11 protein-coding genes are annotated in these 25,403 nt (G+C 51.2%); 1 reads left to right on the forward strand and 10 read right to left on the reverse strand.

Features of this window, described 5'->3' with window-relative positions:
• Positions 1-13: 13 nt before the first annotated feature.
• The 10 genes from SG35_RS22900 to mlaF all read right to left on the reverse strand — a co-directional run bounded on the left by SG35_RS22900 (position 14) and on the right by mlaF (position 24,073).
• Complete coding sequence (locus SG35_RS22900) at positions 14-3,478, reverse strand: non-ribosomal peptide synthetase (RefSeq protein WP_053042727.1); 3,465 nt, start codon at positions 3,476-3,478, stop codon at positions 14-16.
• On the reverse strand, positions 3,475-17,961 hold the full coding sequence (locus tag SG35_RS22905) for a non-ribosomal peptide synthetase (protein WP_084692419.1): 14,487 nt from the start codon (positions 17,959-17,961) through the stop codon (positions 3,475-3,477). The genes SG35_RS22900 and SG35_RS22905 overlap by 4 nt, the downstream gene beginning before the upstream one ends.
• An 802-nt stretch (positions 17,962-18,763) precedes the next feature.
• Positions 18,764-19,276: a GNAT family N-acetyltransferase gene (locus SG35_RS22910; protein WP_044830444.1), complete on the reverse strand. Its 513-nt coding sequence runs from the start codon at positions 19,274-19,276 to the stop codon at positions 18,764-18,766.
• Positions 19,277-19,398: 122 nt separating this feature from the next.
• Entirely contained in the window at positions 19,399-20,661 is a 1,263-nt protein-coding gene (gene murA / locus SG35_RS22915) for a UDP-N-acetylglucosamine 1-carboxyvinyltransferase (RefSeq protein WP_044830445.1), read from the reverse strand.
• Positions 20,662-20,687: 26 nt separating this feature from the next.
• Positions 20,688-20,945: a BolA family protein gene (locus SG35_RS22920; RefSeq protein ID WP_044830446.1), complete on the reverse strand. Its 258-nt coding sequence runs from the start codon at positions 20,943-20,945 to the stop codon at positions 20,688-20,690.
• 9 nt (positions 20,946-20,954) lie between these two features.
• Complete coding sequence (locus SG35_RS22925; RefSeq protein WP_053042728.1) at positions 20,955-21,257, reverse strand: STAS domain-containing protein; 303 nt, start codon at positions 21,255-21,257, stop codon at positions 20,955-20,957.
• A gap of 3 nt (positions 21,258-21,260) precedes the next feature.
• Positions 21,261-21,914, reverse strand: a complete 654-nt coding sequence (locus tag SG35_RS22930; protein ID WP_044830447.1) for an MlaC/ttg2D family ABC transporter substrate-binding protein — start codon at positions 21,912-21,914, stop codon at positions 21,261-21,263.
• 7 nt (positions 21,915-21,921) lie between these two features.
• Complete coding sequence (gene mlaD / locus SG35_RS22935) at positions 21,922-22,392, reverse strand: outer membrane lipid asymmetry maintenance protein MlaD (protein WP_044830579.1); 471 nt, start codon at positions 22,390-22,392, stop codon at positions 21,922-21,924.
• 95 nt (positions 22,393-22,487) lie between these two features.
• Complete coding sequence (gene mlaE, locus SG35_RS22940) at positions 22,488-23,264, reverse strand: lipid asymmetry maintenance ABC transporter permease subunit MlaE (protein ID WP_044830448.1); 777 nt, start codon at positions 23,262-23,264, stop codon at positions 22,488-22,490.
• On the reverse strand, positions 23,264-24,073 hold the full coding sequence (gene mlaF, locus SG35_RS22945) for a phospholipid ABC transporter ATP-binding protein MlaF (RefSeq protein WP_044830449.1): 810 nt from the start codon (positions 24,071-24,073) through the stop codon (positions 23,264-23,266). Before mlaF ends, mlaE begins: the two co-directional genes overlap by 1 nt.
• 343 nt (positions 24,074-24,416) lie before the next feature.
• Between mlaF and SG35_RS22950 the strand changes: the two genes are divergently transcribed.
• Positions 24,417-25,400: a calcium/sodium antiporter gene (locus SG35_RS22950; protein WP_044830450.1), complete on the forward strand. Its 984-nt coding sequence runs from the start codon at positions 24,417-24,419 to the stop codon at positions 25,398-25,400.
• Positions 25,401-25,403: the final 3 nt, after the last annotated feature.

Consider the following 25,403-nt stretch of genomic DNA (forward strand, 5'->3'; position numbering starts at 1 on the left):
TTCCTTATTCTTATTATTCTTCTGTCTGCAACGCCAAATAACGGTCTAACTCTTCATCACTGAGATCTTCGATGGCCAACTCTCCCGAGAGTAATTTATTCATCTGGATTTGCTCATCCAGGGAGGCGGCCAGCTCAGACACGGTTTGCAGATTAAAAATCTCTTGCATAGCCAGCTCCAGGGCAAAAACCTGGTTAACTTGTGTGACCAGGCGCGTAGCTAATAAAGAATGCCCCCCCAGATCAAAGAAGTTGTCGGTCACCCCAACTCTTTCCAAGCCGAGAATTTCCTGCCACAGCTCACACAAGGCCTGTTCGGTTGCCGATACCGGCGCCACATAATCAAGACCTGCTTGCTGCCAAACCGGCTCAGGCAGGGCTTTAACATCCAGCTTGCCGTTTGCCGTGAGCGGCAAGGCGGCTAACGGCATATAGGCGCCCGGCAACATGTACTCGGGCAAGCTTTGCTTTAACCAAGTACGCAAATTGGCAATCACATCCGGCTGCTGCTCACCTGCGGTGACAACGTAAGCGGCCAGGCGTTTATTGCCCCCTTCATCTTCTTTGGCCAGCACCAGGGCATCGCGCACCGCGTAATGCTCTCTTAACTTTTGTTCAATTTCTCCCAGCTCAATGCGAAAGCCGCGAATTTTCACCTGATGATCTATACGTCCGACAAACGCCAGGTTGCCGTCATCAAGCCAGCGCACCAGATCGCCGGTTTTATACAAGCGCTCTCCCGGAGCATTGGCAAAAGGATGCTTGATAAATTTTTCTGCGCTCAGTTCAGCCTGGTTTAAATAGCCTCTGGCCAGGCCTTCACCGCCGATATAAAGCTCGCCTATCACCCCTTTGGGTACCAGGTTCAGGTGTTTGTCCAGGATCACCAATGAACTGTTGTTTAAGGCTTTGCCGATAGGGATCGTTTTATCCCCGCCGTCAAATGTCGTGACATCGAAGCTGCTGGCGATCACGGTCGCCTCTGTCGGCCCATAGGTATTTAACAAACGGATCCCTTGCCCGGCATTTTGTTGCCAGCGAGTCAGATGCGCGGGAGAAATCGCTTCGCCACCGACAATTACCTGTCTTAAGGAAGTATTTTGCACCCGGGCGGCCAGCGATTCTTCTTCGGCCAATTGGTGCCAGTAGGCTGTGGGCAAGCTGGCAAGGGTAATTTGATGCCTGTCCACCAGCTGCCAGAATTCAAAAGGCGCCAGCACCTGATCACCGCCTGGCAGGACCAGGGTGCCGCCGCTCAGTAATGACAGGGTCAGCTCTTCCACCAAAATATCAAAGGATAAGGAAGAAAACTGCACCAGCTTGTCGTTGGCGGTCATTTGATATTCTTCCGCCGCACCGGCCCGGTATGACTGCCAGTTTTGATGGCTGACCATCACCCCTTTGGGCTGTCCGGTGGAACCTGAGGTGTAAATAACATAAGCCAAATCATCCGCCCCGGAGGTCGTTGCCGTAACCGGCAGATCTGTATCCTCATAATCATTGACGCAGCTCGTCACTGCTTCCCGGTCCAGGTATACCGCCTGCTCCTCGCTGATCGGTGTTTGCAGGGTGCTATCGGTTAATATCGCCTCTAACTCGGCATCTGCCAGCATATAAGCCAAACGCTCTGCCGGATAACCGGGATCAAGCGGCACATAGGCGCCGCCCGCTTTCAGCACGGCTAAAATACTCACCACCATATCGATTGAGCGCTTAAGGCAAATCCCCACCAGCCGACCCGGTTTTATCCCCTGCTGATTTACCAGGTAACGGGCCAGGCGGTTCGCCCTGGCATTTAATTGTGCATAGCTTAGTTCCTGCCCGGCAAGTTCCAGGGCAATCGCCTGCCCCTGCTCGCGCACCCGCTGTTCAAACACCTCGTGGATACAAAGGTTATCGCCTTTATCCACCCGGCCTGAACTGAGTTGTTGCCCGGCCTGGTCTTGTGCGATAAACGGCAGTTTAAAGACATTTTCTTGCGGCCGTGCCAGCAAGGCCGCCACAAGCGCTTCAAAATGCGCCGCCATTGCGGTGATGGTTTGTTCTTTAAATAAATCCGTGTTGTATTCCCAGTGCAGCACCAGTTGCTGATCTTTTTCTTCCGCCGTCAGGGTGAGATCGAACATGGCCAGCTCGTTTTCCTCGGCAACAGGAGTTAAGGTCAACTCAGGTAATACCAGCTGCTGCTGTTCATTGTTTTGCAGCACCAACATCACCTGAAACAACGGGCTGTGCTGCAGGCTTCGCTCGGGCTGCAGCCGTTCCACCAGCTGCTCGAACGGCACCTGCTGATGGGCATAGGCGTCCGTCAGCATCTGCTTGCTCTGCTGCAATAAAGCAGCAAAACCCGGCTCTTGTGACAGATCGCTACGCAGCACTAAGGTATTGACAAAAAAGCCGATCAGCTTGGCAACTTCCTGCTGCTCCCGGTTGGCAATCGGACTGCCGATAACAATATCCCGTTCATTACTGTAACGCGCCAGCAACACGGAAAAGGCGGCATGCAAACCCATAAAAAGGGTTGCCCCCTGGCCCCGGCACAAGGTTTTTAAAGCCGTGAGCGGCTCCCGCCCCAGGCGGCTGCTGACGGCTTTTCCGGTAAAACTCTGGGCCGCAGGGCGACTGTAATCCAGGGGCAGGCCATGAACCACAGGCAGGTCCGCCAGCTGCTGTTGCCAATAGCCGAGCTGCTGCTCCAGTACTTCATCTTTCAGGTATTGCCTTTGCCAATGGGCATAATCGGCATATTGCACCTCCAATGCAGGCAAAGCACTGGCCTGCCCGCGGCTATAGGCGGCATAAAGGGCAGAAAACTCCTTGATCAGCACAGACATCGACCAGCCGTCTGAGGCAATATGGTGCATGGTCACTACCAACACATGTTGCTGAGGCGCGCATTTGATCAGATGTACCCTGAGCATTAAGTCCTGGCTCAAATCAAATACTTTACTGCCTTCAAGGGCAATTTGCTCCTTAACCGCCTGCGCCTGCTCCTGCCCCGCCAGCAACGAACAATCCGAGCTGGTCAGTTTAAACGTTCCCGCCTCACGGATAAGCTGGACCACCTGGTTGTTTTCTTCAACAAAACTGGTGCGCAGGCTTTCATGACGCTTGATAATCTCATCAAAACTAAGCTCCAGCGCCTGAATATTCAGGGCACCCAATAAATTCAGCGCCCCTGTGATATTGTAATGGGCGCTGCCGCCGTCAATTTGATCCAACAGCCACAACCTTTGCTGGGCAAAAGACAATAACAGCGGCTGTTCTCCCCGCGGCACCCGGGTAATCGCAGGAACATTACCCCCGGTATTTTGCCGCAAGGTGTTCACTATCTCCGGCTTATGTTGTCGTATCTGGGCCACCAGCGCAGGCGTAAGGGCCGTTTTATCTCCCCTGACCACTAAATCTCCTTTTTCATCAAGAGCCAGTTTGATCTGTAAAGTTTTTAAGGTGGTTAATAAGGTTACTACCGGGGTCATATCGTTAATTCCATTTCGTCTTCTGAAAGTGTGCCATCGTCAACCGATTGCACGCTTAAAATTAATAATTGCTGCTCAATAATACCGGCCAGCATTTCAATGGACTGGGCTTTAAAGACCTGGTCCAGCAAGAGCACAATATTAAAAGTTTCATTGATTTGGGCGATCAAACGCGTCGCCTGCAAGGAGTTACCTCCCAGTTCGAAGAAGTTGTCTTTTATACCTACCTGTTCCAGGCCGAGCAGGTCTTGCCACAGCTGGCATAACTTCTGCTCCGCCTCGGTTACCGGCGGCACAAATTCGGCGAATACCCCGACAGTCCGGTTGATGGACAGGGCAAATTGATCCACCCTGGCCTGGATAGCCTGAATATCCGCCAACGAGTTCGCGATACCTTGATAGTCGATCACCGCTTCAGGCATGGCCGCCTCGGTATTGGCCGATTTCCCGGCGGCTTTTTCTGCCGATTTCCCGGCGCCGGATTCAGCGCTATTGTCCTGCTGCCCGCCAGCCTGCAGGTAATTGACCTGCTCCGCCATCGCCGTTGTTAAAGACCAGGACTCCAGCTCGGGCCCGCCACCTTCAAGCCCCAGGGTTTGCAGGAAATTTAATGCCGGCAGGTTTTTCTTCGACTGGCGGTAAAGCAGATCTACCGAGGCCAGTCCCTGTCGCTTGGCAACCGACGCCAGGTGGCGCACCATGGTATGCTCAACACCGCGCCCCATCGCCCGGCAACTGAGCATAAAGTCGGTGACTTTTAAGCTTTGCTGATCCGCCTCAGCCAGCAACAGACCAACGTCGCCGTAATCACCAAAGCGGTCGCTCACCGAAACATTCCAGCCGAGCTGACCATTAGCGATAAAATCACGGATCTGGCCTTCACTGTGGCGGCGCGTAGTCAGGTTAAACTGGTTGGTACGCAGACTCAGCTCCGAAGCCCTGGGGATATGCCGTTCCTCGATCTGCCGGATCTCTATGTTCAGCTCCAGGCTCTCAAGGAATTCCGACAGGTCAAAATGGCTCTGTTGCAATTGCTGCCTTTGCTGATCCGCCTTGTAATAACGGCTGCGCTCCGCCCCCATGCCGGAAGATGTTACCCGGTCAAAAGCCCAGCTATGGGCTAAAAACTGCTCAATACGCCCGGTATCTGCCGGCAACTGCAGGGTCAATACCTGAGGCACACGGCTGCGCACTTCGGCGCATTGCATGGTATCGTCATCAACAAAAATAAAGCTGTCTAAACCCAGGTTAAGCTCAGCCGCTATTTCCCTGATATTTTCCGACTTGGCATGCCAGTTCACTTTCGCCAGCACGATATGCTCCATGGTCAACAACATATCCGGATGTTGATCAAAGACTTGCTGGACATCTTCCGGATTGTTTTTACTGTTCAGGCATAACACTACCCCCTGGTGATATTGCTCCAGCATAAACTGCTGCAACGCCAGGTAAGGACCGCTGATCTCCACCCCTAAGGCGCCAACTTCACCGCATACCCCCTGCCACAAGGTATTGTCGCAATCGAGGACAATCACCTTATAGGGACGTCGCCCCTGGCAGCTGAAACGTCGATATAAAGAGGTCGCCATCGCGGTATAAGCCTCTGGCGTATATGGAATACTGGCTTCCTGCTCCATAAAGGCATCCAGGGTTTGGGATACCGGATAGGCCTCAAACACATCCGCAGGTAAAATCAACTCTAACAGCGGCTGCGCCTGTGCCAGCTGCGCTAATTTAGCTTCCAGCGCCAGACATTGCTCGACAAATGCCTGGTCTTCGAGCAGGGCGCTTGATGCCGGACATACCATCAGGATCAAAGGTGAGCTTGTCCTGCTCAGCGCCTGTTCCAAGGCACCGAAAAAGTGTGACGCATTCAGGGCGAGTTCATCGCCGCTGGCCCCGAGCCAGTCTTGCCAGCGGAACAATATCGCCCCACAGCCATGGGAGATGTTCACCAGCTCGCTGTCGGGGTTAAGCAGCTCCTGGAATACCTGGTTATAAGGGGCAAAATCCACCTTAAGTGCCTGATTAAATTCTTTACCCCAAAACATCAGCGGCTCTTTTATCGGCTCGGCGGTAAAGCTTGCCGCCAGATAAAACTGCGGGAACAGTTGCTGTGATCTCTGCCTTTGCTCCGCCAGAGAAGTACTCAAGCTAAGCCCATCCAGGCTTAGTGCCTGCTCCGTCATCATCATCGACAAGATGTCCTGATAATTGGCCAGCAGCAAAGCTATGGTCTGTTCGCTAAAGTACTTGCCCTCATATTGGACAACCAGCTCCAGTCCGTCCGGACGTTCGATGGCTTCAAACATCAGATCCAGCTGAGTACCGCCGGCGCTGAGATCCTGCTCCAGGCTTTCCATTGCCAAACCATCGAGAGAAAGGTTTTCTTCCTTGATATTTTGCAGCCGCAGCGAGACGTTATTAAACGGGTTTTGACTGCCGGTGCGCTCCGGATTGATATGCTCCACCAGCAAGTCAAACGGCAAATCCTGGTTGGCCAGGCCATTCACCACCACCTCGTTGGTCTGCCTGACAATATCGATAAGCTGCAGCTGAGGGTTCAAGCGGGTACGCAGGGTCAGAACATTAATAAAACAGCCGATGACCGATGCCAGTTCGAGCTGGTGCCGCCCGGCCACAACCGTGCCTATCACCACATCCTGTTCACCGGTCCATTTTGCCATCAGGGTATTTAACCCCGCCAGCAACACGGAAAATAAGGTGGCATTTTCACCGCGGGCAAAAGCCTGCAGTTGTTCGCTTTGCTCCCGAGTTAACATCAAAGAGCCGGTTTTTCTCTGGGACGGCTTTTCGTCGTCTGCCAGGAAATCCTGCGCTAAAGGTAAAGACCTTGGCGCATCCGATAAATGTGCTGACCAGTAATCAAGCATCTCGCGGCCGGACTCGCTTAGCGGCTCACTGAAACATTGATGCTGCCAAACACTGTAATCCTGGTACTGGTAATCAAGCGGGCTCAACCCAGGTACTTGCCCCCGGCTATAAGCCAGGTAGAGATGGTTAAACTCCTTGATCAATAATGCAACAGACCAGCCGTCGGCAATAATATGGTGCAGCTTGGCCAGTAAAATAAACTCACCGTTGGTAAGCAAAAGCAATTGCAGTTTAAATAAAGACGGTTTTGCCAGGTCAAAACTTGCCGTGGCATGGGCCTGCATCGCAGCGGTTAACTCCTGTTCATCTACGGCGACCACCTCAATTTCCAGCGCCAGTTCATCAAGTGCATAGATTTTTTGTACCGCTTCCCCGCGGTGATTGGTGACAAAAGCACTCCTGAAGACATCATGTCGTGCCACCAGCGCCTGGTAGGCTTGCTTAAGGGCTGCCTGATTGACCTCGCCGCCAAGCTTAATAGCCGCCGGCATGTTATAGGCGCTGTTTGCCCCGGTCATTTGCTCCGCCAACCAGAAGCCTTGTTGGGCAAACGATAGCGGATATTCCTGCACCTGAGCAGCTTTCACTAACTTAGGCAATTGACTGGTCTTTGACGTCTCAAGCGACTGGGCCAGCAGGCGTATGGTTTGCTGCTTAAAGATGACCGCCAGGTTGATCTCGACGTCAAATTCATAACGGATTTTCGCCGACAATTGCGTCGCCAGCAGGGAATGTCCGCCTAAATCAAAGAAGTTATCGGTAACACCGACACGTTCAAGCCCCAGCAGTTCCTGCCAGATAGCGGCTAAACGCACTTCATTGTCATTGGCCGGCGCCACATAAGTTCCCTGTCCTAAGCTCATATCCGCCTCAGGCAGGGCTTTTTTATCCACTTTACCGTTAGCGGTCAGCGGCAGGGCCCCGAGCAAGACAAAACCGGCCGGCACCATATATTCCGGCAACCGCTGGCTTAAGCTTTGCCTCAGCGCTTCGATAAACTCCCGGCGTTGCTCGTTATTTTCCTCTTGCGCCAATATCAAGGCCTGATCCGAAACCAGATAGGCAATCAGGCGTTTATTGCCGTTATCATCCTCTTTGGCCAGGACAATCACATCCTTGATCTGAGCCTGGGCTTTTAAAGCATGCTCGATTTCACCCAGCTCAATGCGGAAGCCGCGGATCTTGACCTGGTGATCGATACGCCCTAAAAATGCCAGGTTACCGTCGGCTAAGCGGCGCACCAAGTCGCCGCTCTTATATAGACATAACGGTTTTTCCCCGCTGTCCCGGGCTTTGAGGCTAACAAAAGCTTGTTCGGTCAACTCAGCCTGGTTTAAATATCCCCGGGCCAGACCTTCACCACCGATATAAAGCTCCCCGGCAACTCCATCAGGTACAGGGGCCAGATATTGATCTAATACCAGCAAACGGCTGTCCTGACTTGCCCGGCCAATGGGGATCATACTGGCGCCCGAAGCTATGCTGCTGACATCCGCGTAACTGGCGATCACTGTCGTTTCGGTGGGGCCATAAGTATTTAACAAGCGGATGTTTTCACCTGCCGCTTGCTGCCAGCGCCCTAAATGCCGGGCAGAAATGGCTTCTCCCCCAACGATAACCAGGTCTAAGGCCGTTGTGTTTAACGACTCTGCCAGCTGGCCATCAAGACATAACTGGTGCCAGTAGGCCGTGGGTAAAGTCGCAATCGTCACCCTGTGCTTATCCAGTCTTTGCCAGAACTCCGCCACGGAAGGCACATCGGCTGTTGGCGGCAGCACCAGGGTATTGCCGTGTAACAGGGACAAACTCAACTCTTCCACCAGGATATCGAAGGAAATGGAAGAAAATTGCAGTATTTTTTCCTGCGCTTTAAGGCCATAGTCCCTGGAAACCGAGCGGCTATAAGCCTGCCAGTTGTCATGGCTGATCATCACCCCTTTGGGCAGCCCGGTTGAGCCTGAGGTATAAATCACATAAGCCAGGTGATGCGGGGCGACACCGGTTGCTGACACCGGAATATCTTCATCGCAATAGTGCCCAAGTCCGGTTAAAAAGCTCTCCTCATCCAGGTATAACGCCTGGGCCCGGGTAACAGGAGTTTGCAGATGGCTATGCGTCAGCACGGTTTCCAGGGCAGCATCGCTGAGCATATGGGTCAGGCGCGCCTCGGGATAGGCGGGATCCAGCGGCACATAAGCCCCCCCGGCTTTGAGTATCGCCAATATGCCGACCACCAGGTCCACCGAAGGTTCGAGGCAAATCCCCACCAGGGTATCGGGTTTCACCTGCCTGTTTTCCATCAGGTATCGGGCCAGGCGGTTTGCCCGGGTGTTAAGCGCTTGATAGCTTATATTCTGCTCCGCCAGTTCCAGGGCAATGGCCTGCGGCGCTATTGCAACCTGGCCCTGGAAAATTTCATGGACACAAACCGCCTCATTGCTTACAGTTGCCCGGCGAGCTGCCTGCAATGCCTGCTCTGCTTGTGCTTTACTGAGCAGGGGCAATTTAAAGACATTGGTTTGCGGCCTTGCCAGGATAGCGTCAACTAAGTGTTGGAAGTGCTCTGCCATACGGGCAATGCTGGCCTGTTGAAACAGATCGGTATTGTACTCCCATGCCAGCGCCAGCCCCTGTGGCTTTTCACTGACCGTCAGGGTGAGATCATATTTGGCAATATCACGGGCTCCCGGGCGCATATTCAGCTCGAGTCCGGGTAACACCAGCTCCTGCTCTTCATTGTTTTGCAATACCAGCATCACCTGGAACAAAGGGCTGTGTTGCAAACTACGCTCGGGTTGCAGCCGCTCTACCAGCTGTTCAAACGGCACTTGCTGGTGGGCATAGGCGTCCAGCAGGTTTTGTTTACTTTGCTCAAGCAAGTCGCTAAAGCCCGGTTGCTGCGACAAGTCACAACGCAACACTAAGGTATTAACAAAGAAGCCGATAAGGTCGGCAATCTCCGCCTGCTCCCGGTTTGCCACCGGTGAGCCCACCACGATATCGGTTTCATTGCTGTAACGCGCCAGTAATAAGGAAAAGGCTGCGTGCAGACCCATAAACAAGGTAGCCCCCTGCTCCCGGCATAAGGCTTTTAATCCGCTCAGGGTTTCCCGGCTCAGGCTTGTGTCCAGGGTTTGTCCGTTAAAGGTCTGCATCTCACCCCGGGGATAATCCAGCGGCAAGCCGTGCACGACCGGCAGATCCGCCAGTTGTTGTTCCCAGTACAGGAGTTGCTGCTCCAGGACATCTCCCTGCAGATATTGCCGTTGCCAGTGGGCATAATCCGTATATTGCAGTTTTAGCATCGCCAGCGGATTATCTTCTCCCTGGCGATAGGCACTATATAAGGCGCTCAATTCCTTGATCAATACCGACATCGACCAGCCGTCGGAAGCAATATGATGCATAGTAACCACAAGCACATGTTGCTGCGATGACAAAGACACCAGGTGGACCCTGAGCATAAAGTCCCGCTGCAAATCAAAGACCTTAGTCGCTGCATGCGTGATTTCCTGCTCCAGCAACTGGCTTTGCTCCGGCTCATCCTGTGAAGATAAATCCACGCGGCTTAAGCTAAAACCTTCTGCCGGACGGATCTGCTGCATTGGCCGGTCTTGCTCATCGCGTTTGATACAGGTGCGCAGGCTTTGATGGCGCTCGACAATAGTGGCAAAAGCCTGTTCCAGCGCTTTAATGTCCAGGGAGCCGGATAAATCCAGGGTGCCGGACATATTATAATGGGCGCTGCCGCCGTCCATCGCATCAATAAACCACAAACGCTGCTGGGCAAACGACAGTACAAAACGGTTATCCTGTGAGGTCACCGGGGTAATTTGCAAACCCGTGCCCTGCCCGGCCGAATCGGCGATCATTTGTGCCAGCTGCGCCAAGCGGGCATTTTCAAAAATATCCCGGATGGCTAATTCAACACCAAAACTTTGCTTGATTTCCGCCACCAGACGCAGAGAAAGCAGGGAGTGCCCCCCCAGTTCGAAGAAGTTGGCGTTGATGCCGATCTCTTGCGCGGCCACTTGCAGTAATTGCCCCCAAATCTTGGCCAGCTTGATTTCTATCGGGTTAACCGGGGCAATAAAGTCTTGCACCAGTTGGCTTCTATCCGGCTCGGGCAGGGCTTTTTTATCCACTTTGCCATTGGTGGTTAACGGCAATTGCTCAAGCACAACAAAAAAGGACGGCAGCATATATTCGGGCAACAGAGCGGATAGCTGTTGTCGCAACGGCTTTATCACCTCATCCTGCGGCAAAGCACAGGCACTTTCATTAAGTACTAAATAAGCAACTAAACTCTTTTGCTCTTGTCCGTGTACGCAAACCAGCGCCGACAGCACCTGCTCGAGATTAAGCAGCTGCTGCTCAATTTCCCCGAGCTCGATCCTGAAACCGCGAATTTTCACCTGGTCATCGATACGCCCCAGATATTCCATTTCCATATTGCCCAGGAAGCGGGCCAAATCGCCGGTACGGTATAAACGTTCATCCCGGTTATAGGGGTTGATAATAAAACGCTCTTGCGTTAACTCGTCCCTGTTCAAATAACCACGGGTAACCCCGTCTCCACCGACAAAAATTTCACCGCAGGCGCCGACAGGCACAGGCCTTAACGCTTCATCGAGCAGATACAAAGATAGATCCGCAATCGGCCGGCCAATCAGGCTGCCCTGGTTTTCCGCGATATCGGATGCCAGGATACGCCGATAGGTAACATGCACTGTGGTTTCCGTGATGCCGTACATGTTGATCAGCTCAGGAGCACTGTCCCCGTGGCGCGCCACCCAGGGCTTGAGGCTGTTTAAATTCAGCGCTTCGCCGCCGAAGATCACCGAGCGCAGCGATAACTCGCCTTTGACCTGTTCATCCACCAGGCTTAACTGGCTAAAGGCCGAAGGAGTCTGGTTTAATACCGTAACTTTTTCTGCTATCAGCAACTGATAAAGCTCGTCATAGGCGCGGGAGACCCGCTGTGGAATAACCACCAGGCGACCGCCGTGGAGCAAGGCCCCCCAAATTTCCCATACGGAAAAATCAAAAGCATAGGAATGACACATGCTCCAGACATCATCGCCATTAAAATGAAAATGCTGCTCACTGGCTTTAAATAAACGTATCACCTGCCTGTGTTCCACCAACACGCCTTTCGGGCGGCCGGTAGAGCCCGAGGTATAGATGACATACGCCAGGTTTTGTCCGTCTTGCCGAGCAAGCGCGGGCAGGTTATCTGTGGGATAAGTCCGGATCTGAGCCTGAAAATCGCTTTCATCCAGGTTAATGCGGGATAAATTATCGCAGGCCAGCGCTTGCCCTGAGTCCGTCAGCAAGTAGTTGATACCGCTATCCTCGATAATATAGTCAAGGCGTTCCTGCGGATTGGAAGGATCTAACGGCACATAGGCTCCGCCGGCTTTTAAAATCGCCAATATCGCCACCAGCATTTGCACCGAGCGATCAAGACAGATCCCCACTAAGGTTTCCGTCTCTACCCCGGTATCGCGCAGATACCGGGCCAGCTGGTTGGCTTGCCGGTTAAGGGTCTCATAATCGAGCTGCTGTTGCGCAAAGCTCAGGGCGGTATTCTCACTAAAAATCGCCGCTTGCTGTTCAAAAACCCGGTGCAGGCAAGTGTTGGCTGCAAAGCTTTCCTGCCTGCTGTTTAATTCCCGGGTCAGGTTACGGGTTTCCTGCGCCGATAACAGCGCCAGTGCGCTTAACGGCTTGTCCGCCATGGTTGGCATGGCCATTAAGATCTCTTGGTAGTGTCTCAATAACTGCTGCGCCATCGCCGGACCGAAAGCTTGTTTAAGATAAGTCAGTTTCAGCGTCAGCGCTTGCTCCAGCTGGGCCACTAAGGTCAACTGATAATTGCTGGTTTCAAAGCTTTGTGCGCTGCTTAAGGTAATATCCTTTTTACCGGAAACATGTTCTGACAAAGCGGCAACCGGGTAGTTTTCAAACACGAATAAACTGTTAAACAAAGGTGTTCCCGGAGCAAAACCTGAGGCTTGCTGGATTTCAGTCAGGGGCAGGAAGCTATGGCTTTCCCTTTGATGTTGCCCCTGGTGAATGTCTTTTAACCAGGCTTGCAGCCCCTGCTCCTTATCCAGGCCGACCCTGACCGGAATAGTGTTGATAAACAAACCTATCATCTTATCAACATCGTTTATCTGCGCCGGCCGGCCGGAAACCGTGGTACCGAATACCACGGATTTTTCCCGGCTATAAGCCGATAACAGATAGGCCCAGGCCCCCTGCAGCACTACGCTTAGCGTCACCTGACTTTTGCGGGCAAATTCGCTTAATTGCCCGGTCTGCTCCGGGGTCAGGCTTAGCGACAACTCATCACAGCCGGGGGAATTATCGGCATCACGTGCACTGGGCAAAGGGGTAGGTCCTTCCAGTGCGGCAAGCTCTTGCTGCCAGAAGGCTTGTGCCCCGTCGCTGTCTTGTTGCAACAACCAGACGATATAATCGCGATAGGGACGGGAATTAGAGGCAACCAATGCCTGGTCCCGGCACAGGCGCTGATAACTGGCCATCATTTCGGAAAATATCAGGGGATTACACCAGCCATCGGTTAAGGCATGATGGCTGCTCCACAACAGCTGATAAGTTTGCTTGCCTAAATGCCAGATACTGATGCGCATCAAGGGTGCCCGGGTTTTATCAAAACCCAGTTGTTTATCTTCTTGTATAAAGCGGGCGATCTCCGCCTGCTGCCCGGCTTCATTCAGGTGGGAAAGGTCGAACTCGAACCAGGGTAAATCGGCATGTGTCAGCACCAGCTGCTGCATGCCCAAATCCTGCCCGACAAAAATGGTACGGAAAACCGCATGGTCATCGACTAGCTGCTGCCAGGCCTGACGGAAATGAACCAGTTCAATTGAGCCGTTTAAGGTCAGCAGTTTTTGCGTGGCATAGGCGCTTCTGTCCTGTTCGCTGTGAAAGAGCAGCCCTTGCTGCATCGCCGTTGCCGGGTATAAGTCCTGGATCGGGTAGCTTGACTGCCAGCTGTCCAGCTGCTCGGTGGTAATATGCGCCAGCGGGAAGTCCGATAAGGTGCGCCAGCCACTGTTATCGGATAAACAATGTGTTACCAGACACGATAATTCCTCGCTGTAGGTTTGCACCAGCTGCGCCATAACATCACTGTCGTAGTGCTGGTTATCAAAGGTTAAATCAAAATGCAGGCAGGCATTGTTCACCATGCCATTAAGGGTCAGGTTATGATGCGGCCGCCGTTTCGGGCTGATGGAACGCCCTTTGTTTTCATTGAGCAAAGAAAATTTATGACCGGAGTTCACTACCTGATCAAATTGTCCCAGGTAATTAAACACCAGCTCAGGTCTGGGCTGTTTAGCCAGCTCACTGTCCTGCACCAGGTATTTAAGTACGCCAAAACCCAGGCCGTGATGAGGCACCCGGCGATAGGTTTCTTTTACCCGGGTGATCACAGTGCGCCAGTCCAGGGTATCGGTGGTAAGTTTCAACGGATACAGGGAAGTAAACCAACCCATGGTCTGACTGAGATCTAAGCCGGTACTTTGGATTTCCCGGCCATGACCTTCCAGATCTAAGGTCAGGGAGAGTTGCCCGGACCACTGGCAATGGGCTTTTAATAACGCCGCCAGCAATAATTCATTAACCTGGGTACGATACGCCTGACCGGCATGATGCAATAAACGCTCCGTCAGCTGTTCGTCCAACGAGAAGTTCAAAGTGGTAAAATTCACTTCCTGTTCCACCCGGGGTGCCGTAGCAGGCAGATCGGCTCCCTGGGCCAGCCAGTACTCCCGCTCATCTAACAACTGCTCGCTTTTTGCATACGCTTGCAGGAACTCGCCCCAGGCTTTAAACGAAGACGTTTTTGCTGCTAAAGCCGGTGCCTGGTTTTGCTCCAGCTGGGCACTGATCCGCTCAAGATCTTCAAGTATCACCCGCCAGGAGACACCATCGACGATCAGGTGATGGCACACCAGCAACAGCCGGGTTTGTCCGCTTTGATTGATAAAATAAGCCGCTTTAAACAAGCCCCCGGCTTCAAGCGACAAGCTTGCCTGTATCCTATCGGCAATCTCCTCTAAGGCAGAGAAGTCCTCTTCGGCTAAAGTTATGACTTCCACGCTCTGCTCAAGCATGTCCCGGTCAAAGTTTTGGTGGCTTGCCTGCCACTGTCCTTGTACCGCACTAAATGCCAGGCGCAGGGCATCATGGCGGCGATACAAGTGTTCAACGAAAATCTTGGCATGTTCCGGGGTGAAAGCAGCCGGGATCGCCAGTAACACCGACTGGTTGTAGTGGTGCAGCTGGGTTTCATCGCCAAAGAACAAATGTTGGATCGGCAATAAAGGCAAATCCCCTTCAACAGGTCCCTGCTCCGCCGCCGTTTCTTTGTCCGCCAATGGTTTCAGCAATAAGGCGAGATCTTTTATTCTCGGGGCATCGAGAATATCTTTTCCGGTTAAGGTCCAGCCTGTCTGTCGCATCCGGGACACCAGCTGGATAGAAATAATGGAATCGCCGCCCAAGGCAAAAAAGTTTGCCCCTGTGCTTAATTCCTGCTCGGGCACAGACAATAACTCGGCGCATACCTGCACCAGGCAGGTTTCCGCTTCCCCTTGCGGCGCAAGGTAATCGTCGCTGATCTGGTTATCGAGTTTCGGCAGGGCTTTACGGTCAATTTTTCCGTTCACCATCAGCGGGAATTGCTCAAGCACCATCAGCTGTTCCGGCACCATATGGGCGGGCAGGAATTTCGCCAACTCAAGACGCAGGTCTTTGAGCTTGATATCCGAGCCAGCAACAGCTGATATAGTGACAAAAGCCACCAGATGCCGGGCGCCGAAATCGTCCTGCTGTAACTGCACCACAGCCACTTCGATATCGTTAAGCCGGGTTAACCTGGCTTCTATTTCTCCAAGCTCAACCCGGTAGCCGCGGATTTTCACCTGATCGTCGTTGCGGCCGGTAAACTCGATTTCACCGCCGGTGAGACAGCGCACCAGATCTCCCGTTTGGTAAAGGGGTCCCTGACTGTCAATGCCTGAGAAGCCATCAACAAACCTTTCCCGGGTTAACTTTGCCTGGTTCAGGTAACCCCGGGTTACCCCGCCGCCGCCGATATAAAGCTCACCGACACAGCCTAACGGCTGGAGTTTTTTTTCCTGATTGAGCACATAAGCCCGGCTGTTGGCCAGGGGCGTACCAATAGGCACCCGGGTATAACTTTGCTCCCGGCATAAGGCATGGGTCAGGCAACCGATTGTGGTTTCCGTTGGCCCGTAATGGTTGATCACCTGGCAAGCCTGTTCCCGGTTAAGTTTATCAACCTTTGACAATACCCGCCCAATCAGGGGTTCGCCGCCAAGGAATAAAAAGCGGCAGGGGAAGCCCTGCTCAAACAGCATCTCATCATAGAGGGCATCGAAATGATTCGGGGTGATTTTCAGCACATCGATTGCTTGCTGATGTATATGCCGGGCAAACTGGTGGCTGTCCAAGGTCGCCAGCTCAGGCAGGAGATGCAGACAACCGCCGCTGATAAATGCCAGATAGAGGGAAGTATTGCCTAAGTCCGTGGCCAGGGAAGATAATACCCCGTAACTCATGCCCGGGGGCAGCTGATGCTTGTCCTGGATACCAAAGGCATAATGCATCAAATTTTGATGTTCGACCATGACCCCTTTGGGTTGCCCGGTCGAACCTGAGGTATAAATTAAATAAGCCAGGCAGGACAGGGTAAAACCGGCCGGACGCTCAAGATCGGCACAGGAAAAACCGCTGATTTTCTGCTGATGTTCACTGCTGTCCAGGGTGACAAAGATCAGGGGAAAGTTCTGAAACAGCGGCAGGTATTGCGACTGGGTCAACAAGTGCTGTATCTGCGAATCCTGCACCATATAATCTAAACGGGCCTGGGGGAAATTGGCGTCTAAAGGCACATACATGGCCCCGGTTTTAAATACCGCCAGCACAGAAATAATCATCTCCACCGACGCCGTGGTACAAATACCGACCCGGCTCTCCACTCCCACCCCTTGGGTGGTTAAATAATGCGCCAGCTGATTGGCCTGCTGATTAAGTTCAGCAAAACTCAGCTTATCTTGTCCGGCAACCAGGGCGGCATTGCCAGGATGCTGGCGGGCAAAAGCTTCAAAAAGCTCGGCAGCCGTTTTTTCACTGCGCAAGCCGCCCTCACAGCAGGTAAAGCTTTGCAGCCGGGTTAATTCTGACGGCGGCATATGGGCTAAAGCAGACACCTGCTGCCCGGGATCCGATAACACTTGCTCCAGCAGGAAATCCAGCCGGTTAAGCAATAACAGCGCTTCTTCATCGCTGAAATAGGCCAGGTTATAATCGAGCTGCAATTCCAGCTCCTGCTGCTCGCCAAATTCGATCAGGTTGACCGACAGCGGGATTTGTGAAAAGCCATGACCGATAAAGCGGCTTAAGGTCTCGCAGTCGTCATAGCGGGCATTGATATCGAGCTTTAAATAATTAAAACAAAGATCAAACAGTTGCTGCTGGCTTGAGCGGGAAAGCTTCAACTGGCGATTGAGGTGGCTGACGGGATATTTCTGGTGTCGAAAATCCTGACGCTGGATTTTCCCTATGGCACGGAGCAGCTCAGTAAAGGTAAGGTCACGGCTCAGCGCCAGGCGCAGCGGACTCATGCTGGCAAACATACCGATAATTTGTTTTTGTGCCGCACTGGTGCGGTTATGCACGGGTGTGCCTATCACTAAGTCACTTTGCCCGTAACATGAAGAGAAATAACTATAGAGCAGGCCGAGGAAGATCCCCTGGATACCGGTATCCTGCTGCCGGCAAAAGTGTTGCAGCAAGCCCGACTTTTCCCGGGACAACAAAATATGCTGGCGCTTACTCGGCACCACCTGATCCGCAGCAAAACTGCCGCGATAATGCGCAGTAAACAGGTGTTCGGGGATAGTTTGAAATTTATCCAACCAGTACTGTTCGGATTTGCGGTATGAGGCGCTTTGCTGATACCTGGCCTCCTGGGCGACAACATCGACAAAGTTCGGTATCGACAATATTCCGGACCAGGTTCCCTCGTCGGTTTCCTGCCCTAAGGCAGTATAGATCTCTCCAAGCTTCCTGATAATATGGCTGGTGGCCCAACCATCAACAACCAGATGATGCCCTAAGGTCACAAACCAGTGCTCATTTTCCGACAGGGTGATAAGCTGACCGGTAAAAAGTGGCCCTTTGCTTAAATCAAACTGAGTGGCAAACAAGACTTCAAGATGCGCTTTTGCCTCGGCTTCGGGATCCCTGCGGCCGGAAAAATCCACCCGGGATAAATGTGCATCACAACTCGCAGCAAGCTTTTGCTCCGGCCATTCCTGGTTATGTTCAAAGTAAAGACGGAAAATATCCGCAGCTTGTGCCAATTTTTGATACGCCAGCTGCAGGCGTGGAATATCAACTTTTCCGGCTAAACGGGTATAACCGCAAATATTATAAAGCGGACAATCGGGCAATTGCTGCTGATGAAAAAACACATCTAACTGGGGAAACGTTAGCGAATAGGATGTCAATGCTGTAGTTTGCAAAAGAGGCTCTCCTTACTTCTTGCAAATAGATCTCATCACTCTTTTTACCGGCTGTGCTTAAATCACCCATAAGCCCAGAGCATAGAGATTTCTTATTATTGAATTTTTTTGTTAAATATTTTTTACCGGCTCACTGTTATCATGATTCGATTCAATTAAATAATGACTAAGCAAACCCGGAAATATTTCCAGAACAAAGTAAAAACTTAGGCCTGTTCGCCAGGCTGATTTTTACCGGGTTAGACCCTAACAGATTAAAAGGTGGACAACCGGGCAAGGATTGCGAATACAACCCACTCCCGAAGGTAAATGACAAGGTATAGGACATCAGTAAATCTGAGAACAAAATGCGTCTCCTTACTACTCTAAACTGGTCTTTATGGCGCGCTGAAAACCTGATATTTGATAAAAGAATTTCTACGCTAGACTGATTGTAATTATTATTTTTATTGCCTGGATAAGCAGCGGACGAGATGGAAAGGTCGACATTTGATTTGACTCTTCCATGAGGTACGGCAAGCTAAAGCAACTTCCAATGTTCAATTGTAATGTAAGATTTTATTACAACTATTTACGCGATAGTTAACAGCAAAATAACAAAACTGTCAATATCTATTCGATTTCTGCCTATATTGCAGCAAATTGAAAAATTATCTTGAGTAAAGATATCACTACAAAGTATCGGAATAACAAGTATGGAAAGAGCAAGCACCGACCCGTCAGAACCGGCGGTTACTCATTGATGGTTATATTGGCGGGCCTGGTCGCAGGTAACATAAAACACCCGGCCGGTTAACATCGGCTAGGCTAACTTTCTTTCAAACAGGTTAATTTCTTCATCGCTGCCGGGCAGAGTGATCAACCCCTGAAAATTAAATGCCAGGCGTTTCAGTAAATTTACCGAAGCACTGTTATCTACACTGGTAATGGCTTGTAGCACAGGTAAGTTGAGCTGTTCCCTGGCGTGCTTTATCACGGCTTCCACAGATTCAAGACCAAACCCCTGACGGCAATGCTCGGTTAAAATCGCATAACCGACTTCCGGATGTTCAACCCCGGGACGTTTGATTAATCCCGACAGGCCTATGGCTTGCCCGGTATCTTTGCGCTCAATACAATAGAGGCTAAACCCCAGTTCTTGCTGCATCGCCAGCGGCCCGGACTTCAGATAATGCCCGGCATCGTCAAGGGTGCGAATTTGCTTATCGCCGATATTTTCCAGATAGGCGGGTTCATTCATCAGGGTTAACATCAGGGGAGCGTCGTCCAGTTTAACCACACGTAACACCAGACGTGAACTTTCGGTGATGATCATTAATTACTCCTTTTATAACCTTTATTTACGGCCTTGAAGTTATACCATGCTTTGCAGATACAAAAAACCCCGGCAATTGCCGGGGCTGATATCGTTTGAGGCTTAGCTTGGCCAGGCCTGAATCAACTGCCTTTGATACGGGTAATGTCGGCGCCCAGTGCCTGCAGCTTGTCTTCGATATGCTGGTAACCCCGGTCAATATGATAGATGCGATCCACCTGGGTCGGCGAGGTTGCCACTAAACCGGCAATCACCAAACTGGCAGACGCCCTTAAATCGGTTGCCATGACCTGGGCACCTTGCAGCGAATCAACCCCTGTGGTGATGGCGGTATTGCCTTCCAGGCGCACATCGGCTCCCATGCGCTGCAATTCAGGTACGTGCATAAAACGATTTTCAAAAATCGTTTCCGTCGTGGTCGCCGTGCCCTCGGCAATAATATTTAAGGTCACAAACTGTGCCTGCATATCGGTAGGGAATGCCGGATGAGGCGCAGTGCGCACATTCACCGCCGTTGGCCGCTTATTCATGGATAACTGGATCCAGTCTTCTCCACTGGCAATCTCTGCGCCGGCTTCCTGCAGCTTGCTTAACACCGCATCCAAAGCACCGGGATCGGTATTTAAACATTTCACCTGCCCCTGGGTCACCGCAGCCGCCACCAGGAAAGTACCGGTTTCGATACGATCCGGCATTACCCGGTAATGCTCCCCTTGTAAACGGGAAACCCCTTCTATGGTCAAGGTATCTGTGCCTGCACCGGAAATTTTCGCCCCCATGGCATTTAAGCAATTGGCTAAATCGACGATTTCCGGCTCACGCGCAGCATTTTCAATAACCGTTGTGCCTTCGGCCAGGGCTGCGGCCATCATCAGGTTTTCGGTGCCGGTGACACTAACGGTGTCCATAAAAATGGTAGCGCCGGTTAATCTTCCCTGGTTGCGGGCAACGATATAACCATTGTCCACTTCTATTTCTGCGCCCATCAGTTTCAGGCCGTGAATATGCAAGTCAATGGGGCGGGCGCCTATGGCGCAACCGCCGGGCAGGGAAACCTCGGCATGGCCGAAGCGGGCCAGCAAAGGCCCCAATACCAAGATCGAGGCGCGCATGGTTTTCACCAGCTCATAGGAAGCCCGGCAATGATCTATCTGACCGGCATCGATCACCACTTCGTTGATATCTAACCACTCGACCTTGGCGCCGAGCTGACTTAACAGCTTCACCGTAGTATCAATATCATTGAGGCGGGGAACGTTAGTGATGGTAATAGGGGTTTCTGACAGCAAAGCCGCCATCAGAATAGGTAAGGCGGCATTTTTGGCACCGGAAATGGTGACTTCACCTTTAAGTGCTTGCCCGCCAATTATTTTAAATGAGTCCAATATACTGTTCTTTTTATCTGGGAGAATTACAGGGGAAGGTTAAACATTTTTTCACGTTGCCATTCGGACGTGGTAAAGGTTTTAATGGTCACGGCGTGGATAACACCGTCGTTAATCACCTGGGCAAGCGGTGCATAAACCACTTGCTGCTTTTTCACCCGGCTTAATTCGCCGAACATATCGGCAACGGCAATCACCTTACACTGCGAACCGTCGAACTTTACGTGCAGCTCATCCAGCTCAAGGGCCGAATTGATCAAGTTTTCAATTTCAGAAGTTTCCACGGTTTTCTCCTAACACTCGGTAATGGGTAAAAAATGATCGACACCACTGAGTTTGGCCAATTTAAGTAAATCTTCCGGCAGGTGTATCAGCTCAACTTTTTTATGGGCTTTTTCCGCCTGTTCAATCAAAGACAGTAACCAGGCAAGACCCGCGGTATCAACACCGTGAACGGCTTTTAAATCCAATACGGCGTGATCATTTTTTAATAGTTTTTTAATAGTTTTACCGGCTAAGGTCGGCACTGTATGTCGGGTAAATTCCCCGGACAAGGCACCACCCTCACTCGATAAGGCAAATTCAATCTGGCTCACAGGTTAACCTTGCTCTGATTTAAAGACAATATTACGCTGACTTTTTTCTTTCAGCATCTGCGTGACATAAGGTAAGCCCTTCTGGCGGATCAGACTGCTCAGCTCCGCCTGTTTGCTGTCCAGCAGGCTCACCCCTTCCGCCACCATATCAAAGGCTTTCCACTCGTTGGTTTTGCGGCTTTTACGCACCTTAAAGGAGATATCTATCGGATCGCGCCCCGGTTCGATAACCTGGGTATTCACGGCAACGATCTTCTTTTTCCCCAAAGGCCTGCCCGGCTCAAACTCCACCTTTTGCTTGTTATACAAGGTAAAAACCTGGGCATAGGAAGTGACCAGGTATTCTTTAAAAGCCGGTACAAATTCCGCCCGGTCTTTTTTGCTGGTTTTAGCGAAATGCTTGCCGATGACTTTACCGGCAGCATATTTATAATTGATATAAGGCATCAATTCTTCACGTACGATAGATTTCAGCAGGTTCGGATCTTTCCTGATTTGCGTCTGCTCATCGGCAAAACGCTTAAAAGTGATCTCAGCCACTTGCTGGATCATTTTATAGGGATCTTTTTTATCCACCTGGCCGCTGTTTGCATGGGCACCGACACTAAGCCCGACAGCCACGGCTAACATGGGAAGTAACGCGAAAAATTTTTTCATAATAATCCTAGTCATCACTGCCCTGACTAAATAAGAACTGACCAATCAGCTCTTCAAGTACCAGGGCCGGTTTAGTATCTTCAATAAAATCGCCGGGTAACAAGGTCTCTACCGACTCATCCATAAAACCCGGATGTAAACCGATAAATTGCTCCCCCAAAAGACCCGCGGTAAGAATGGAGACCGAGGTTGCTTCGGAGAAATTCTTATACTGGGCATAAATATTAAGTGTTACCACAGGCGTATAATCTTCTTCGTCCAACACAATATTACTGACCCGGCCAACCACTACACCACCGACTTTGATCGGAGAGCGAACTTTTAAGCCCCCGATATTATCAAATTTAGCGTATAGATCATATGTTTCGCCATTGCCGGAAATACCGCTGTCCGCCACTTTTAACGACAACATCAAGATCGCCGCTATGCCCAGGGCTACAAAAAAACCCACCATTAACTCTATTTTCTTTGACACCATGTCATCCACCCAAATTCTTATTAACAATAAACCCAAAATTTTTCTAAAAACTCATCACTTAAGCCAGCTCTCTTTAACTAAGCATCAAGCGATGATTATCCTGCAAACATCAGCGCCGTCAGGATAAAATCTAATCCCAGCACTACTAAAGAAGACTGCACTACGGTTGCGGTTGTCGCCCGGCTGATCCCTTCAGAAGTAGGGTCACAGCTATAACCTTTGTAAACCGCGATCCAGGTCACGACAAAAGCAAAAAACAGGCTTTTAATCACCCCGTTTAATATATCTCCCTGAAAATCCACCTGCGCCTGCATCACAGACCAGAAAGTACCGCCATCAACGCCGAGCCAGTCAACACCGACTAAATGGGCGCCTAAAATCCCCACCATAGAGAAGATTGCCGCCAATAACGGCAGACTGATAAAGCCCGCCCAAAAGCGCGGCGCGATCACCCTACGCAGCGGATCAACCGCCATCATTTCCAGGCTGGATAACTGTTCGGTGGCTTTCATCAAACCGATTTCCGCGGTCAGCGCCGAGCCTGCCCGGCCGGCAAACAGCAGGGCTGCCACTACAGGTCCAAGTTCCCGCAGCAAAGACAGGGCTACCATAGGCCCCAAGCTGGCTTCGGCGCCGTAACCCACCAGTATGGTGTAGCCCTGCAACGCCAACACCATACCGATAAAAGTCCCGGAGACCAGGATAATAATCAGCGACTGTACCCCGACGGCATACAACTGGGTCAACAGTAAAGGCAAACCTTTTCTGACATTTGGCCAGTGCATCAAGGCCGAGGTAAGCATGATCACTGCCCGGCCTAAGCCACTGATAAGGTCGACGGTTTGTTGTCCTAAAAAATGTATCTGTTTCATTATTTACCCGCCCCTGTGCCGATAAGCTCTTCCCGGTAAGGGGCGGCGTTGAAGTGAAACGGCACCGGGCCATCAGAGTCGCCGTTAATAAACTGGCGCACCAGCGGCGATGTCTGCCGGTTAATTTGCTCCGGCGTACCGTGACCGATAATTTTTTTCTCGGCGATAATATAGATATAATCGGCGATACTCATCACCTCAGGCACATCATGGGAGACCACCACAGAGGTTAAACCCAGGGCATCCGCCAGGGAACGGATCAACCGTACGATAACTCCCATGGAAATAGGATCTTGCCCGGCAAACGGCTCATCATAAAGGATAAGCTCGGGATCTAAGGCAATGGCCCGGGCCAGGGCGGCACGGCGCGCCATACCGCCGGATAATTCACTGGGTTTAAGGTGCCGGGCACCGCGCAGGCCAACCGCTTCAAGCTTCATCAGCACCATTTTTTCAATCAGGGCCTCGGATAACTGGCTGTGCTCACGCATCGGAAAGGCGATATTGTCATAAACCGACATATCGCTGAATAAGGCGCCGCTTTGAAACAACATGCTCATGCGTTTGCGGGTTTCATACAAGGCATTGCGCGATAACGCCGGAATGTTCTGGCCGTCAAATAGAATCTTACCACTTTGCGGTTTCAACTGGCCGCCGATCAGACGCAGCAGCGTGGTTTTCCCTATCCCGCTGGGCCCCATTATCGCCGTGACTTTTCCTTTTGGGATCGACAAACTGATATCATCATAAATGACACGTTCATCCCGTTTAAACGTGATATTTTGAATATCAACTAAAGTTTTTGGCATCTTCTAGGTCTTAACTTCAAACTTGGTGAAAAATTTTTTTGCGGCATTTTACCCCAGCACAGGAATTACTGCATCAGCAAATCGTAATTAAATATGTCGTTTTGATGTAAGATTTTGTTCATTTTTGTAAGTTTTACTTGATAGGCGCCCCGAAGACAGTTGTTACAAAATAAAAGTCACAATTACCGCGCTTTCAGGGTAAGATCATCGGTCGGCATCAAAAATTGGTTATTTTTTAACTAACAACTTTTAATAATTGGATTTTTTTATCCTCATTCACTATTTTTGCTTTTTTTTTTTACTGCAACCAGCGACAATTTAGGCTGATATTCGGGAGTCGTAGATGTTAGTTCAAATAATTATCTTACTGGGGTCATTGGTGGCCCTGGTATGGAGCGCAGACAAATTTGTTTTTGGCGCTTCTTCATTAGCAAGGAATCTTGGGGTTACCCCTATGGTGATCGGCCTGACCATAGTGGCCATGGGCTCTTCTGCACCGGAAATGATGGTGGCAGGCACAGCATCCTTTCAAGGAAATCCGGATACCGCCGTAGGTAACGCCATAGGCTCCAATATCACCAATATTGCCCTGGTACTGGGGATCACCGCTTTATTCCAGCCCCTGATAGTGTCTTCAAAAACCATTAAACGCGAAATCCCGCTGGTATTGGCCATTACCGCCCTGGCTTACGCCATGTTATTCGACCATGAGCTTAGTTTTATTGAAGGCCTGATTTTAATGATAGGTTTTGCCACCTATATCATTACCTTGCTGCTGATCACCTTAAAAAGAAGAAAAGAGCACCCGATAGACGATCCCATGATCCTGGAAGCGGAGCAGGAAGTGCCTGAGGGAGTCAGCCTGGGCAGTTCCATTTTGTGGCTGGTGGTCGGCATAATCGTACTGCCGTTAAGCGCCAACTTCCTGGTGGACTCTTCGGTATTTATCGCCAAAGCATTCGGTATCAGCGATCTGGTCATAGGGTTAACCATTATTGCCATCGGCACCAGTTTACCTGAACTTGCCGCCAGCATCATGAGCCTGATCAAAAAAGAAGACGACCTGGCACTGGGTAATATTATCGGTTCGAATATTTTTAATATTTTGGCGGTATTGTCCCTGCCGGGACTCATTGCCCCCGGCGCCATAGATGCCCACGCCGCCACCCGGGACGCACCTTATATGTTAGGCGTCACCCTGCTGCTGATCCTGTTATGTTTCAGCCGCCAGCGCGGTGCATTCAGGGTAGGCCGGACGAAAGGCGGCATACTGCTGGGCTGTTTTATTGCCTACCAGTACATTCTTTTTAGCCAGTTAAGTCATTGATAA

Origin of the sequence: Thalassomonas actiniarum, assembly GCF_000948975.2 — a bacterium.
In the GTDB taxonomy this organism is placed as follows: domain Bacteria; phylum Pseudomonadota; class Gammaproteobacteria; order Enterobacterales; family Alteromonadaceae; genus Thalassomonas; species Thalassomonas actiniarum.

Bases quoted from the DNA above. Each gene is read 5' to 3' on its own strand.
- SG35_RS22900 (WP_053042727.1), bottom strand. From the start codon at position 3,478: ATGACCCCGGTAGTAACCTTATTAACCACCTTAAAAACTTTACAGATC.
- SG35_RS22910 (WP_044830444.1), bottom strand. From the start codon at position 19,276: ATGATCATCACCGAAAGTTCACGTCTGGTGTTACGTGTGGTTAAACTG.
- SG35_RS22930 (WP_044830447.1), bottom strand. From the start codon at position 21,914: ATGAAAAAATTTTTCGCGTTACTTCCCATGTTAGCCGTGGCTGTCGGG.
- mlaD (WP_044830579.1), bottom strand. From the start codon at position 22,392: ATGGTGTCAAAGAAAATAGAGTTAATGGTGGGTTTTTTTGTAGCCCTG.
- mlaE (WP_044830448.1), bottom strand. From the start codon at position 23,264: ATGAAACAGATACATTTTTTAGGACAACAAACCGTCGACCTTATCAGT.
- mlaF (WP_044830449.1), bottom strand. From the start codon at position 24,073: ATGCCAAAAACTTTAGTTGATATTCAAAATATCACGTTTAAACGGGAT.
- SG35_RS22950 (WP_044830450.1), top strand. From the start codon at position 24,417: ATGTTAGTTCAAATAATTATCTTACTGGGGTCATTGGTGGCCCTGGTA.